The sequence below is a fragment of the Pseudomonas mucidolens genome (assembly GCF_900106045.1).
Classification (GTDB): Bacteria; Pseudomonadota; Gammaproteobacteria; order Pseudomonadales; family Pseudomonadaceae; genus Aquipseudomonas; species Aquipseudomonas mucidolens.
In genome coordinates this window covers 5,667,353-5,681,596 of sequence record NZ_LT629802.1, presented here as the reverse complement: position 1 = coordinate 5,681,596, position 14,244 = coordinate 5,667,353, and the positions used below count along the sequence as shown (strand labels likewise).

Below are 14,244 nucleotides of genomic sequence, written 5' to 3'. Positions count from 1 at the left end.
TTATCTTAAGATCACTGATTTTTCGCGTTTTTGGAGCCGTACATGCCGCTACGACCACTCGTTCTACTCACTGTGCTCAGCCTTATGGTCGCCTGCAGCAGCGAAGCGCCAAAACCCGCCGCGCCACAACCTGCGCCCCAACAGCAGAAAAAAATTCCCGGCCAGGAACCCCTCGGGCCGTTGCCCGCGTATCAGCGCGAAGTCAGTGGCACCCTCACTGGCGTGCCCGCCGGTGCCGAAGTCGAGTTGGCATTGTTGGTGATCGATGAACGCGATCGACCGCAAAAACTGCTGGCCAGCAGCGTGCTGATCGGCAACAACAAGCCCTTGGCGTTCCGCTTGCGCTTCAACCCCCAGGCATTTCCAACGGGCGGCCGCGTCGAACTGCGTGGTCGTGCCAGCCAGTCCGGCCAGTTGATCCTGCACCTGCCGGCGGTGCGTATCGTGCAAGCGATCACCCAGACCACCGGCCCCCTGCAACTCGTCCGCGCCCCATGACGCCACCGCTGGACCTGCAACGCGCCTTGAGTGAGTTGATCGGTGACGCACAGCTGGAGGCCTGTGCGTTACCCGATACCGAGTTGTCGCTGTGGCTGCTGGACGCCGATAACATGGACCGCGCCTTCAGCCCCGAAGAAACCCGGCGCATTCTGCATGAGCCGCCCTACTGGAGCTTTTGCTGGGCCAGCGGCCTGGCGCTGGCACGCTACCTGGCGGCCAATCCCGAGTGGGTGGCGGGCAAGCGGGTGCTGGACTTTGGCGCAGGTTCCGGGGTTGCCGGGATTGCCGCCGTTAAAGCCGGCGCCCTCGAAGTGGTGGCCTGTGACCTCGATCCCCTGGCGCTGGCAGCCTGCCGGGCGAACGCAGCGCTGAACGGCGTGGAGCTGGGTTATTCGGCCGATTTTTTCGCCGAAGCAGATCGCTTTGACCTGATTCTGGTAGCCGATGTGCTGTACGACCGGGCAAACCTGCCACTGCTGGATCAATTCCTCACACGCGGGCAGCAAGCGTTGGTCGCCGATTCGCGGGTGCGGGATTTTCAGCACCGCGATTATCAGCGTCTGGGAGTGCTCGATGCGCTGACCTTGCCGGACCTGGCCGAACCCTGGCAGTTTCGCAAGGTGAGTCTGTATCATTCGCGGCGCGCTTTCAGCCAACCCCGCCAGCCCTTATAGTTGCTCCATTCCCGCGTTCTTCGAGATACCCCATGAGTGAGCCAACGCCGTATATCTTTGATGCCACGACTGCCACCTTCGACCAGGCGGTGATCGAGAACTCCTTCCACAAGCCGGTGCTGGTGGATTTCTGGGCCGAATGGTGCGCGCCGTGCAAGGCGTTGATGCCGCTGCTGGCGCAGATCGCCGAGAGCTATCAGGGCGAGTTGCTGCTGGCCAAGGTCGATTGCGAGGCCGAACAGGACATCGTCGCGCGCTTTGGCATCCGCAGCCTGCCGACGGTGGTGCTGTTCAAGGATGGCCAGCCGGTGGACGGATTTGCCGGGGCGCAACCGGAATCGGCAGTACGGGCGATGCTCGAACCGCATGTGCAGATGCCCGCGCCAGCTGCAGCTGACCCGCTGGAGCAGGCCCAGGCGCTGTTCGCCGAGGGCCGTATCAGTGATGCCGAAGCCGTCCTGGTGACCTTGCTCGGGGAAGACAATAGCAACGCTGGCGCACTGATTCTCTACGCTCGCTGCCTCGCCGAGCGCGGCGAACTGGGCGAAGCGCAGAGCGTGCTCGATGCCGTCAAAAGCGACGAACACAAGGCCGCCCTTGCCGGTGCCAAGGCGCAGATCACCTTCTTGCGTCAAGCCGCTGACCTGCCCGACGCCGCCGAGCTGAAAAGCCGCCTGGCGCAAAACCCGCAGGATGATGAAGCGATGTATCAACTGGCGGTGCAGCAGTTGGCGCGCCAGCAATACGAAGCGGCGCTGGATGGCCTGCTCAAGCTGTTTATCCGCAACCGCAGCTACAACGAAGGCCTGCCCCACAAGACCTTGCTGCAGGTCTTCGAGTTGCTGGGCAATGATCACCCGCTGGTCACGGCGTATCGCCGCAAGTTGTTCGCAGCGTTGTATTGAGTGACAACCGCCTGCGACGAGGGGGCTTAAGGCTTTTTTGTAGGAGCGAGCTTGCTCGCGAAGAACCTCAACGATAACGCGTGCTTCCTGGATAAACGCGGCGCCTATGAGTTTTTCGCGAGCAAGCTCGCTCCTACATTGGGGGCGCTTAAGAAGCGGTGTCGATCCAGGTATAGAGCGGCGTATCACCACCGCTGGCCACTTTGACCTTGGCACTATGGCGCAGGCGCACTAACAAGCGCTTGCCCGCCGACGCGCTGCCCGTCAACTGTTCGAGTTGATCCGATAATTCCAGCCCGCTGAGCTGCCCGGCCTGGCGCAGCAGATCCTGGGCGGCCTGCCATTGGCCGTCACCCTGGTTGGCCGGCGGCGCTGCGGCGACAGGTTCGGCGCTTGCCGGTTGGATCGTCTGCAACTGCGCGCCCAGCCGGGCCCAATCGCCGTCATCCAGTTCCAGGGTCAAGTCCACGGGCAGTTCACCGATGGTTCCACGAATTCGCAACATTGCTCGGCCTCCAGGATTTTTTCTGACGAGCATGCTCCCATGTGCCTTGCGCAACGCCAAGCAGGCGGTCAAACTCTCGACTCTTTTGTTATAAGATCACATAACAAAAATTTCATTATTGCCTGGAGTTTTGCTATGCGCCGCCTGTTGCTCGCTTTGCCGTTTGCCCTGCTGCCCTTGGCCATCGCTCAAGCCGCTGACGCACATGACCACGACCACGACCACGATCATCAACACGCCAGCCTCGGTGCCCACGAACACGGTGTCGGACACCTCAACGCGGTGCTGGAGGGTCAGTCCCTGGAACTGGAGCTGGAAAGCCCGGCCATGAACCTGGTGGGTTTCGAACACCAGGCTACCACTGACGCCGACAAGGCCAAGGTCGTCGCCGCACGCAAGCAGCTGGAACAGCCGCTGGTGCTGTTCAGCCTGCCCCAGGCGGCCGGTTGCGTGATCAGCACCCAGGAACTCAACAGCCCGTTGTTTGGCGACAAGCCCGATGCGGATCATGACCATGACGATCACGCCACCGATGGCAAAGGCGCCGCGGCCGAAGAGCCTCATCACGATCACAGCGAAATCCACGCTCACTACCAGTTCACCTGCGCCACGCCGACCGCGCTGAAGAACCTCGACCTGGCGAACCTGTTCAAGACCTTCCCCGCCACCCGGAAAATTCAGGTACAACTGATCGGCCCGAGCGGCCAGCAAGGCGTTGAAGCGACGAGTGCCGCCACCACTCTCAAGTTCTGAGTTCACATGACCCAAGCACTGATCGAACTGTCCGACCTGGGCTTTAACTGGCCCGGTCATCCCCAGCTACTGGACATTCCGGCATTTCGCCTGGAGCCGGGGGAAACCCTGTTCCTCAAGGGTCCCAGCGGCAGTGGCAAGACCACGCTGCTGGGGCTTTTGGGGGGTGTGCAAAAGCCCACGGCGGGCAGCATCCGGCTGTTGGGCCAGGAGTTGACCGAGCTGTCGGCCGGTGCGCGGGATCGTTTTCGCGTGGACCATACCGGCTACATCTTCCAGCAGTTCAACCTGCTGCCGTTTCTCTCGGTACGCGAGAATGTCGAACTGCCGTGCCATTTCTCCAAGTTGCGGGCACAACGCGCGAGCCAGCGCCACGGCAGCGTCGATCAGGCCGCCGCGACCTTGCTCGCGCATCTGGGCCTCCAGGACCAGGATTTGCTGGAGCGCCGCGCCGACTCACTGTCCATCGGCCAGCAACAACGTGTTGCGGCCGCTCGCGCATTGATCGGCCAGCCGGAACTGGTGATCGCCGACGAACCCACTTCGGCCCTCGACTACGACGCACGCGAAGCGTTCATCCAATTGCTGTTCGCTGAATGCCGCGAAGCCGGCGCCAGCCTGTTGTTCGTCAGCCATGATCAGAGCCTGGCGCCGCTGTTCGACCGCAACCTGTCGCTGGCCGAACTCAATCGCGCCGCCACCCCGCTCGAGGCTTGAGATGTATTTGTTTCGACTAGCCATGGCCAGCCTGGCTAACCGCCGCTTTACCGCGATCCTCACCGCGTTCGCCATCGCCCTCTCGGTCTGCCTGCTGTTGGCGGTGGAGCGCGTGCGTACCGAAGCACGCGCCAGTTTTGCCAGCACCATCAGTGGTACCGACTTGATCGTCGGCGCCCGCTCAGGCTCGGTCAATCTGCTGCTGTACTCGGTATTTCGCATCGGCAACGCGACTAACAATATTCGCTGGGACAGCTTCGAGCACTTCGCCGCCAACCCGCGGGTGAAATGGGCGATTCCGATTTCCCTTGGCGATTCTCATCGCGGTTATCGCGTGATGGGCACCAACGCAGCTTATTTCGAACACTTCCAATACGGCCGCAAACAGCCTCTGGAATTAGCCAGCGGCCGCGCGTTTGCCAGCGATCCCTTCGAGGTGGTGCTCGGTGCCGAAGTGGCCGACGCGCTGCATTACAAACTCGGCGACAAGCTGGTGCTGGCCCACGGCGTGGCCGTGGTCAGCCTGGTCAAGCACGATGACAAGCCCTTCACCGTGGTCGGCATTCTCAAGCGCACCGGAACTCCGGTGGATCGCACGTTGCATATCAGCCTGGGTGGCATGGAAGCGATTCACATCGATTGGCATAACGGCGTCCCGGCCCAAGGCAAGGGCCGCATCAGTGTCGATCAGGCACGCAACATGGACCTCACACCCCAAGCGATCACCGCCTTCATGCTGGGTTTGAACAACAAGATTTCGACCTTTGCCCTGCAGCGCGAGATCAACGAATTTCGCGCGGAGCCGATGCTGGCGATCCTGCCGGGAGTGGCATTGCAAGAATTGTGGAGCATGATGGGCACCGCCGAAAAAGCGCTGTTCGTGATTTCGTTGTTTGTGGTGCTGACCGGTTTGATCGGCATGCTCACGGCGATTCTCACCAGCCTCAACGAGCGCCGCCGGGAAATGGCGATCCTGCGCTCGGTCGGCGCACGACCCTGGCATATTGCGAGCTTGCTGATTTTCGAAGCGTTCGCGCTGGCGTTGTCCGGCGTGGTGGCGGGCATCGCGCTGCTCTACGTGTGCATCGCCGCCTCCCGTGGTTACCTGCAAGCCAACTATGGCCTGGATCTGCCGCTGTCACCGCCAAGCCAATATGAATGGACGCTGTTGGGCGGTATCCTCGTCGCAGCCCTGCTGATGGGCAGCGTACCGGCATGGCGCGCCTACCGACAATCCTTGGCCGATGGGCTATCTGTGCGTTTATGAGGAAGTTTTTGATGCGCCGTTTGCTGTTCGCGCTGTTAGTGCTGGTGGCCCTGCCAACCTGGGCCGACGAGCCTCGGGCTTTGTCGTGGCAGGAAATGATTCCCGCGGATGCGCCGGCGGAAATCCCCAACATGCAGCCGCTGCACGACCTGTCGAACATGGCCGACGCCCTGTCCGCCGAAGCGGCCCCCGCGGCGAAACAGGATTTGCCCGACGCGCCGGTGGTGCCGCAACTGGATGGCCAACATATCCGCTTGCCCGGTTATATCGTGCCGCTGGAAGTCAGTGAGGAAGGTCGCACCACGGAATTTCTGCTGGTGCCGTATTTCGGTGCCTGCATCCACGTTCCACCGCCGCCGTCGAACCAGATCGTGCATGTCAAAAGCGAAATCGGCGTGAAGCTGGAGGAGCTGTACCAGCCGTACTGGATCGAAGGCCAGATGCAGGTCAAGCCGTCCACCAGCGAACTGGCGGATGCCGGCTATCAGATGGATGCCGAGAAAATTTATGCCTATGAGCTGCCGGAGTAAGACCCCGGCGGGCAAATTTGATTAGCTTGCTATTTCATTGAGCTGCGTCAAAAGCTCAAGCCCGGCGATCTTTACCATTGGACACAGCCAACTAAAAACGTCCTTTGGAGCCCCCCATGCACAAGTCACTGCTCAGCGCCTCCCTCTTCGCGCTTGCACTCGCCGCCCCACTCGCCCACGCCTTCGAGGCAGGCGACATTCTGGTTCGCGCCGGTGCGATCACGGTCAACCCGAAAGCCGACAGCGGCAGCGTCAAGGTTGACCAAGGCCCATTGGCCGGGACCAATCTGGGCGGCAAGGCGACCATGAGCAGCGACACTCAGCTGGGTCTGAACTTCGCCTACATGCTCACCAACCACATCGGTATCGAACTGCTGGCAGCCACGCCATTCGAGCATGACGTGAAAATCAAGAACACCGCCCTCGGCGCTGCCAACGGCAAGCTTGGCACCCTCAAGCACCTGCCACCGACCCTGAGCGTCGTGTACTACCCGCTGGACAGCAAGTCGGCGTTCCAACCTTATGTCGGTGCCGGCATCAACTACACCTGGATCTATGACGAGCACGTCGGCAGCCGCGCCGAACAAGCCGGTTTCAGCAACTTCAAGGCAGAAAACTCCTGGGGCTGGGCCGCGCAGATCGGTATGGACTACATGATCAACGACACATGGCTGATCAACGCCCAGGCGCGCTACATCGACATCAGCACCAAAGCCACCGTCGACAACAACGCCCTGGCCACCGGGACCCGCGCCAAGGTTAATGTGGATGTTGATCCGATGGTTTACATGGTGGGGATTGGTTACAAGTTCTAAGTGCTAAGCGCTTGGCGAACAGTTGACAGCTGCACGCTTCAAGTAAAAAGTTGCTCTTCGACAGATTGTGCAAAAAATCACGCTACTACCGTTAAAGCGCCAATGCCCCGACGTGTCGGGGCATTGGCTTTTTTGGTGCGCCATACCGGAAACAGTTCCCCTCCAATGTCAATATAAAACCTTGATATCAATGGATTTGGCAGCGTTACGCTAAATATTCAAAAACCAAACACTATCGCAACCACTTCAGATATACGTTCCTTGAGTAGGTAACAAGCTCAGGTGCATGCGTCACAAAGCCTCCAGCAATTTCTTGTGCCTTGTCCTTATCTTTTACGTCCGCAAAAACCATCTCAATGAATGAATCGAGTGCTGCAATGATTTTTTTTACTTCATCGAGATACTCTTTTTTTGGTTTGCGAAGGTCTTCAAAAGCCGTTATCCGCCGCGTTTCCTCAAAATTATCCTTAAGGCGTTGATCATATTCATTATTAATTTTATCTCTCTCCGCAAGCTTTTGAATCATTTGGATCCGTGCCTGTAGCATATCGTTGTGTTTTATCCCGTCATCAGCAGATTTTAGGATAAATTTGGCCGCTTCAATACCTTCTTTCACCAAATCTTTTTTAAATTCTGCTGGCCCGTTCAGTGCCGCATTTGCAAGGTGTTCAACCTGATCTAAAAGAGGCTTGGCCATATCATAAATTGACTTGGAATCATAAGCCTCAATGGCCACATCAAGCGCATGTTTTTTCTGCAGCAACCAGTCGTACTCTACTCCTACGTTCTCATTTTTTGCATTGAGTTTAATATTCTCTTTGGTAGCGGCAAGCTCTTTAAGCCTGAAAGTATTACTGGTAAAACTCATAGTATCCATATTGTACGTCGCGTCATCCAACGCTTGACGGAGATCAGTAAGTATTTTTTTCTTCTCCTCCAGTAGCTTGACAAGCTCCTTTTTGTAGTCAGCCAACGCATCCGGATCTGAGCTCATGTCTTGGATATCGTCCAGAAATGATGAGACGTCCGCAACATCCATGACGCTGCCCACCTTAAGCACGAGGTCATTGACGTCCTGATCTACCTCACTCACATACCGCGAAAGCGCAAGCGCATCTGTCCTCAACGATTCAATATCAATATCGCTCAGGTATATTTTTGCATAATAGTGAATAGCCTCTCGACAGTCCTTTACAGCCATCATATTCGGCGCATTCAATAAAACAGTAGAGTCGCTCATGTTTAAATACCTTATAAAAGTTAATATCCTGATTATTGAGCCGCTAGAGTCTGAAGGCATTCTGCAAGGTAGTGGAGTTATTTTCAATATGACTCCAATCTTGTAAAACCCGCTCCAACTTTATGACAAAGAGACCCAGGTATGCATAACTCGACTCACGTCTGAACTGTGCCAAGGAGTCCTCGATAAGTGCGAGAATATTTTCCCAATGGCCGTGAAGCTGTGCCACGGCTTTGATAGCGGGATCCACAACGTCGTATAAAGAGCCCATGCCAACATACAGAGTTTGAAGCATACCCCTGAGCTGGTTGTTTGACTCTAGCTTTTTCAAGGCATCTTCTCTACGCTTAATGTGCTGAGCCCTGACCGAATCGGACATTTCTTGATCGTTTAACGTGTTGGTTATATGTAAAGTGTTTGTGAGGTCCATCAGCAGCCCCCAATTGCTTTTCGGAGCGTTCATCTGAACAATATTATTCTTTATCTTAACGAGTTCGATGCGGCTCTCAGCTATCGCCGTATCCAGCGCATCTGGATTTGATACCTTAATCATTTGCCCAATCCAGGGCTCGATCTCATTGGTCAATGTATCTCTAAAGATGTTGAGACGTTCCAATGCACTACCGCTGTCGGCTTTTTTAGCCCGGATAGATTTTCTTATATAATCAACGGTCACCTCCACGCTCTCCATCTGGCGCTGCTCATCGCCATCAAATGATATTGAAGGTAGCTCTCGTATTTGGGCTTCAGTCATGCTATCGATTTTGTTTGTTCTATAACCCTTCATGTCTTTAATGACCTCAACTGCTTCATCACCATATTCATGAAGGTCTTTTGAAAATGCCACGAGCACCGCGCTTACAGTGATCATTGCGTCCTGAACGTCTTGCCATGATTGGGCATGAGTATTAATGGTTCTAAAATTCTGCATTATCTCTCGTGTCAGGGTGGCTGGCGCGTACTTACTATACTTCGCGTGTACATCATCTTCCGTCAGAGGGAGGATCTGTCCCTGCGCGACATAACGCTCAATAACACGTACATCATCGCGGGTCACAATGGGAATGGGGTACTCTGCACTGCGTTCCATAAGGCGCTTCCTTTACAGGTTGGGAATAGGACCATCACATATGCGTTATAAAAGTCAGGCATGAAACATCAAGTAAACTGCACCTCGCTTGAATAAAGTATGTGGAGACCTTATGAAACGCCGAAGGGCTTTAAAGGGATACTGTCAAATATAACAGGTTGCCATATCGCTTCGAAATTAAAAATCTAAAATATAGAGCCTTTATGAATATGAATACTTGGCGCTCCCCATAAATAAGTTAACTATCTCAACACCACGGAAGTGGCAGCACGGTTACCGACCTGCAGAAATGTCAACTGTCAATAATGACAGTCGACGCAGTGGAGATAAAACGCTATACCCCCAAAAGGGCACTCGCTGGGCGAGTGCTGGCAGGAAATAATATTCGTATTTCTCACTCTCGAGGCAATAATCATGACAACTCAGGATCCCATTTTTAAAGCCGACGAAATTAAAGTCATCAGAGACTATTTGAGGCTTGCAATCCGGCTTCGACCAGATTTAGAAGACATCAAAAAGAGCCAGGTATTCTCGACACTGCGGGAGGAGTTTAGATTTGATTCATCTGTGAATTCGGCGATCAACGAAGAACAGTTCAACCTTATGATTAACAACATCATTGAACATACCGAAGAATGGCCGGAAATTGAAAAAGGGGTCATGGAGTTATGCCAGGAAATCTTCACCTTTTCAGATACGTTTAGTGAGCAAAGCGCAGCAGTAATCGAAAGAATAAAATCCATGCCCGAATACGACAACGCATCAAAGCGACTCGCTGCGTTACCTGAAGGCGAATGGGAGGGCATCTCGATCCCCTTGGGAGTATCTGATCAGGAAATGATTCCCTCACTCAAAACTACAATAAATACGATGGCTAATGAAATAGGCCAGGTATCCGTCGCAGGAGGTAATATTAAGACGGCTATTTTAGATTTCAAAAAGGAGCTTATGAATAATATTCTGCCGGGCCTGCGCAGAATAGCGTCATCAGACACCCTGTACGCGCTGGAAGAGGAACTGGAAAGGCTGGAATTGAACCAGGACGATCTGACGACCGTCAGAGGGCATATGCAAAATGTAACCACCGCCTTTTCTGCGGCCGTGAGTGCATCATACTTGCGGGAGCGTAGAGTGCCCAATATGGACATTCTTAAATACCATCTAGATAATTACAATCAAATCCTCGATACGTTATCAGCAGAGAAAAGAGCCGATCTAGAAGATATTATCTTAAGAGCCAGCAGTAGCGCCTTATTATCCCAGCATGTAGCGGCTTTTCAGGATATCGCAAAAATCATGGAAAAGCCTCTGGAGTCTGCCGACAAAGGTGTTGGGCAGCTTAGAACCTTTTGGACAGTGACGGTACAAGACGTAAAGGGTGCTCAGCAAAAAATCCAAAATATTAATTCATTTTCTAAACTTAAACGTATTGAATTCTTTTTGAATTCATCGACTGAGAGATGGCGGGAAGTACGCAATAATGCGGAACTGCTAGAGAATGTATTGAAAAGCGCAGATGTATAGTCCATGACTGCTGCGCCCACGGAAGTTTAAGCATTGAAACAACTCCGGATTTAATGACAGTCATAACGATCATTAAATCCGGAAAAACCTCGCTACTCAAGTAAAATCCTTCAATTTTCCACCTTCGCCTTAGACAATATCATTAAAATAAGAACTGTCCGGAATGTGTCCTACCGAAAGCCCTTTTTCTGGGGAAAAACGAGGCCCGGAAACAGAGGAAAATTTAGCGTCACCATTAAAGTGTACCTTTCGCTCTCCATCGATCTCGCTATATACTCGAGCAGTATAGGTTGTACTGCGCATCACCGTGTATACGTTATACGATTTTTTGATCGTAGCGAGTCGTTGATCCAATTGCGGCGCTGTAAGGCTGAGCATTTTGTCTAACGAAACACCCCAACGGGTCAGGCATACCTCAGCATAATGACGAACGATATCACCCGGTTCAAAAAGTACCTTGGTACCCTTTGCTCCGTTCGCCGCCGCGTTACCCACGAGCGTTGCATGTCGTCCTGCCATCGGATAGATCGATACCTTCGTGCTTACATCTGTATTAGGTATGACACACATAAAACCTGTCGATCGTTCATCTCTTGCGTACATGGCCACGTATTCTCTAACATTCTCGCCGAGCTGGACTCGATGGCTGTCAAAATTAGTTGCCCCAGGCACAGGGTCCACAGCAAAAATATTAACATGAATACCTTTTAACTCAGGGTCGTTAAGCATAAGGTTTGCCAACATGACGCAACTGACCCCTCCCCGACTCCAACCGACCAAATTAACCTGCTCTGGAAGAGTTTCTTCTTTACGAAACATTTTGATGATTTGCTCTTGCAATAGTTGCGGCGTAACTTGGCGATCTCCATACTCATAGTGTCGCCATAACCAGCAGCCCGTCGCATTAACATCCTCAATCGGAACACCGGCCGCCTGCAGTTGTTTATAATTCTCTGCGGTCAACTTCTCTCGCTGCCAATCAAACTTTCCTTTTATAATCTGTGCTGCATGCTTTACATTTTCTTCCCAGCCGCTACCTCTTGCTATTCCACTCAATTTGTAATAACCGCCGGGCTTGGTGAATAACTCATCCTCTTGTAAATTGCCACTGCCTGGCCCATCAATAATGATCCAATCCGCAAACTCTCTACCTTGGGTATTTCGAGCCAAGGTCGAGATCAGCTCACCGTTCCAATAAGTTTCCTTGAAAGCGTCGAATTGATTCGAACTGGTGCCACAAAAATAAATAGTCAAAACTCTCATAGCGTCTCTCTCATATTAAGTTCATTAGAAGTTCTATGCCAAGAGCACAGCAAAACCACACTATTCCCTCACAGAGAATAACCACTTAGCGCATTACCCAATTGAATGCATGGACATGAGTTATGGAATTACACGCACACAGATATATAGTTTAACTTTTCAACACACTCCTCTGATTCTCCACACCGGTTTTAGTCATTGATCACATTTGAAAATATCCACACCAACAGTATTCACGCTAAGCAAATATAAACTGCCTTTAAATTCCGCCAAACAAGGTGAGCCTTTTAACCTCAACCCATGGATAGCTTGGGGTTCAGACCAGACCGAGTCTGAGTAACTGGAGATCAAACAGGCATTGGTTGACTTGTGAGCAGATGCGCAGTAAAGCTTGCCTTTTGATGCACAAAGCGACGGCGAGCCTGCTGCTGAATAGGTCAAATTTATTTCGGTCTGAGGAACATCATAAAGCATAGGCATTATGTACGTCCCCTCCCCTATCATTATGTCGTTCAAAGCCACATAAACCATATCTTCAAAAGCAGCCACCGCTACACCACCCAAAGGTACAGTGGGGTTGGAATCCAGATCTCTCGAACTCCATTTGCTACCGTTATAATGACGAATGCTTAGCACGCATTTGGACATCTCTTGAAAAACCAATGTCAAGTCAAAACTCCATGCATCATACTCCACCGCCACTCCCGGCCCGCTCATGCTATCCACTGGAGCACGGTGGGGCCCAGTCCACTTCGCACCATCATAGATTGAATAACACATAGCCTTATCCGTGCGAACATAAAAACAATAGAGTAAATGTTCATAAACAAGCACCGCTGGCCTAAGCCCGCTGATACCCGCGAACTCAGGGCCGTCTGCTACTGTTATCACTCGGTTCTTATCAGCGCTCCCGATGAATTGGGTATGAGCCAAAACATTCCCGTTTTCGGTCTGCCTGACATAAAAAATCTCCAACACGCCATTAAACTCAACAGCCGCCGCGGGACTCGCTACCGCCCGGTCTCTGACATAATCGATGTAGGGCCAATTCAACTCAGTTTTCTGCAGTTCTTCGGGCAGCTCGGTTTTTTTAGGTTCAGGAAGATCAAACATTTAAACCTCCACATATTTTTTTTCGAAAAGATGGTTACATGTCTGCTGCTCCATCCCGCTCGTCCATGCTCTTCACAACCTATTTAATGAAAGGTCTGATTCATGACAAAACCTACATTTAAACCATTATCCAATTGAATACGTGGGCATGGCTAATGGAATTATAAGCACACCAATATATAGCCCATTTCCAACGCACCTTTACAACATGCTTAGTTATTGCTCACTTTTGAAAATGTCTACACCAACAGCATCTACGCTAAGTAAATATAAATCGCCTTTAAACTCCGCCAAACAAGGTGAGCCCTTTAATCTCAGCCCATGGATAGCTTGGGGTTCAGACCAGACCGAGTCTGAGTAACTGGAGATCAAACAGGCATTGGTTGACTTGTGAGCAGATGCGCAGTAAAGCTTGCCTTTTGATGCACAAATCGACGCCGAGCCTGCTGCCGAATAGGTCAACTTTATTGCGAGTTGGGTATAGGGTTGGGTATCGTCATCGGACGGAGGAAGAATGTACGTATTATCTGTTAATATATCATTAAAAGCCGCATAAAATTTATCTTCAAAAGCAGCCGCCGCAATACCAGAGCGTGGTGCACTTGGGGTAGAACACCTACGAAATGTTGACCGCCATTCGCTACCACTGTTATGTAGAAATATAAACTCCCTTGGATTAATCTCTTTAAAAATCAAGGTCAATTCCAAATCATCCCATTTGTTACGTCTTACCGCAGCTCCCAGTTCACTCAAGGTACGCCCCTGAATTCTGTGAGGTCCCTTCCACCCGGTGCCATCGTACGTTGAGTAGCACACTGCCGCATCATCCGCATGAACATAAAAACAAAAGAGTAAGTCTTCATAAACAGCCACCGCAGGTTTGAACTTGCTGATGCCCACAAACTCAGGCCCGTCTGCCACTTTTATAGCCCGGTTCTTATCAGCGCTTCCCGTGAACTGGGTATGAACTAACACATTTCCATTTTCGGTCTGCCTGAGATACAAAATTTCCAGTTTCCCGTTAAATTCCACAGCCGCCACGGGACTTGCTACCGCCCCATCTCTGACATAATCGATGAAGGGCCAATTCAACTCGGTTTTCTGCAGTTCTTCGGACAGCTCGGATTTTTCGGGCTCTGGTAGATCAAACATTTTAACCTCCATCTATTTTTGCATACCTGTTGTTTTGTACCACTCGACGATGTCTTTCACCATTTATTTAAAGTGAGACATCCGCCTAAAATGATGAGTTACTTATTTAACCTTTCGAGGCTCAAGGTAACCGTCATGTCAAAGTTCGTCACCTGTAAGAAGCAACAGTTTTTAATACGCAATAGTGATAAGCAC

15 protein-coding genes are annotated in these 14,244 nt (G+C 52.3%); 9 read left to right on the top strand and 6 right to left on the bottom strand.

Annotation, left to right across the window (positions count from 1 at the left end):
- Positions 1–42 precede the first annotated feature (42 nt).
- Genes BLU75_RS26255 through trxA form a run of 3 tightly spaced genes read left to right on the top strand, consistent with a single transcriptional unit; the run spans position 43 to position 2,080 of the window.
- Positions 43–498, top strand: coding sequence for a YbaY family lipoprotein (locus BLU75_RS26255; protein WP_084379762.1), 456 nt, complete (start codon positions 43–45; stop codon positions 496–498).
- Positions 495–1,175: a class I SAM-dependent methyltransferase gene (locus tag BLU75_RS26250; protein WP_084379761.1), complete on the top strand. Its 681-nt coding sequence runs from the start codon at positions 495–497 to the stop codon at positions 1,173–1,175. The genes BLU75_RS26255 and BLU75_RS26250 overlap by 4 nt, the downstream gene beginning before the upstream one ends.
- A gap of 32 nt (positions 1,176–1,207) precedes the next feature.
- A complete protein-coding gene (trxA, locus tag BLU75_RS26245; RefSeq protein ID WP_084379760.1) occupies positions 1,208–2,080 on the top strand; it encodes a thioredoxin in 873 nt (290 codons plus the stop codon).
- Between the two features lie 148 nt (positions 2,081–2,228).
- On the opposite strand, the gene BLU75_RS26240 is transcribed toward trxA, so the two are convergent.
- Positions 2,229–2,585, bottom strand: a complete 357-nt coding sequence (locus BLU75_RS26240) for a hypothetical protein (RefSeq protein ID WP_084379759.1) — start codon at positions 2,583–2,585, stop codon at positions 2,229–2,231.
- A 135-nt stretch (positions 2,586–2,720) separates the two neighbouring features.
- On the opposite strand from BLU75_RS26240, the gene BLU75_RS26235 reads away from it, so the two are divergent.
- The 5 genes from BLU75_RS26235 to BLU75_RS26215 all read left to right on the top strand — a co-directional run bounded on the left by BLU75_RS26235 (position 2,721) and on the right by BLU75_RS26215 (position 6,667).
- A complete protein-coding gene (locus BLU75_RS26235) occupies positions 2,721–3,338 on the top strand; it encodes a DUF2796 domain-containing protein (protein ID WP_084379758.1) in 618 nt (205 codons plus the stop codon).
- Between the two features lie 6 nt (positions 3,339–3,344).
- Complete coding sequence (locus BLU75_RS26230) at positions 3,345–4,055, top strand: ABC transporter ATP-binding protein (RefSeq protein WP_084379757.1); 711 nt, start codon at positions 3,345–3,347, stop codon at positions 4,053–4,055.
- A 1-nt stretch (position 4,056) separates the two neighbouring features.
- On the top strand, positions 4,057–5,322 hold the full coding sequence (locus tag BLU75_RS26225; RefSeq protein ID WP_084379756.1) for an ABC transporter permease: 1,266 nt from the start codon (positions 4,057–4,059) through the stop codon (positions 5,320–5,322).
- A gap of 11 nt (positions 5,323–5,333) precedes the next feature.
- Complete coding sequence (locus BLU75_RS26220; RefSeq protein WP_084379755.1) at positions 5,334–5,852, top strand: DUF3299 domain-containing protein; 519 nt, start codon at positions 5,334–5,336, stop codon at positions 5,850–5,852.
- 116 nt (positions 5,853–5,968) lie between these two features.
- A complete protein-coding gene (locus BLU75_RS26215) occupies positions 5,969–6,667 on the top strand; it encodes an OmpW/AlkL family protein (RefSeq protein WP_084379754.1) in 699 nt (232 codons plus the stop codon).
- A gap of 232 nt (positions 6,668–6,899) precedes the next feature.
- Here the strand turns inward: BLU75_RS26215 and BLU75_RS26210 are convergent, their stop codons facing one another.
- Both BLU75_RS26210 and BLU75_RS26205 read right to left on the bottom strand, forming a co-directional pair.
- Positions 6,900–7,907 carry an alpha-xenorhabdolysin family binary toxin subunit B gene (locus BLU75_RS26210; protein ID WP_084379753.1) on the bottom strand — a complete coding sequence of 336 codons (1,008 nt, stop codon included), beginning with the start codon at positions 7,905–7,907 and terminating at the stop codon, positions 6,900–6,902.
- 43 nt (positions 7,908–7,950) lie between these two features.
- Entirely contained in the window at positions 7,951–8,997 is a 1,047-nt protein-coding gene (locus BLU75_RS26205; protein ID WP_090221593.1) for an alpha-xenorhabdolysin family binary toxin subunit A, read from the bottom strand.
- A gap of 414 nt (positions 8,998–9,411) precedes the next feature.
- On the opposite strand from BLU75_RS26205, the gene BLU75_RS26200 reads away from it, so the two are divergent.
- Positions 9,412–10,521: a hypothetical protein gene (locus BLU75_RS26200; RefSeq protein ID WP_084379751.1), complete on the top strand. Its 1,110-nt coding sequence runs from the start codon at positions 9,412–9,414 to the stop codon at positions 10,519–10,521.
- A gap of 129 nt (positions 10,522–10,650) precedes the next feature.
- Here the strand turns inward: BLU75_RS26200 and BLU75_RS26195 are convergent, their stop codons facing one another.
- The 3 genes from BLU75_RS26195 to BLU75_RS26185 all read right to left on the bottom strand — a co-directional run bounded on the left by BLU75_RS26195 (position 10,651) and on the right by BLU75_RS26185 (position 14,049).
- Complete coding sequence (locus BLU75_RS26195; RefSeq protein WP_084379750.1) at positions 10,651–11,784, bottom strand: hypothetical protein; 1,134 nt, start codon at positions 11,782–11,784, stop codon at positions 10,651–10,653.
- 195 nt (positions 11,785–11,979) lie between these two features.
- Positions 11,980–12,897: a hypothetical protein gene (locus BLU75_RS26190; protein WP_084379749.1), complete on the bottom strand. Its 918-nt coding sequence runs from the start codon at positions 12,895–12,897 to the stop codon at positions 11,980–11,982.
- Between the two features lie 216 nt (positions 12,898–13,113).
- On the bottom strand, positions 13,114–14,049 hold the full coding sequence (locus BLU75_RS26185; RefSeq protein WP_084379748.1) for a hypothetical protein: 936 nt from the start codon (positions 14,047–14,049) through the stop codon (positions 13,114–13,116).
- Positions 14,050–14,244 lie beyond the last annotated feature (195 nt).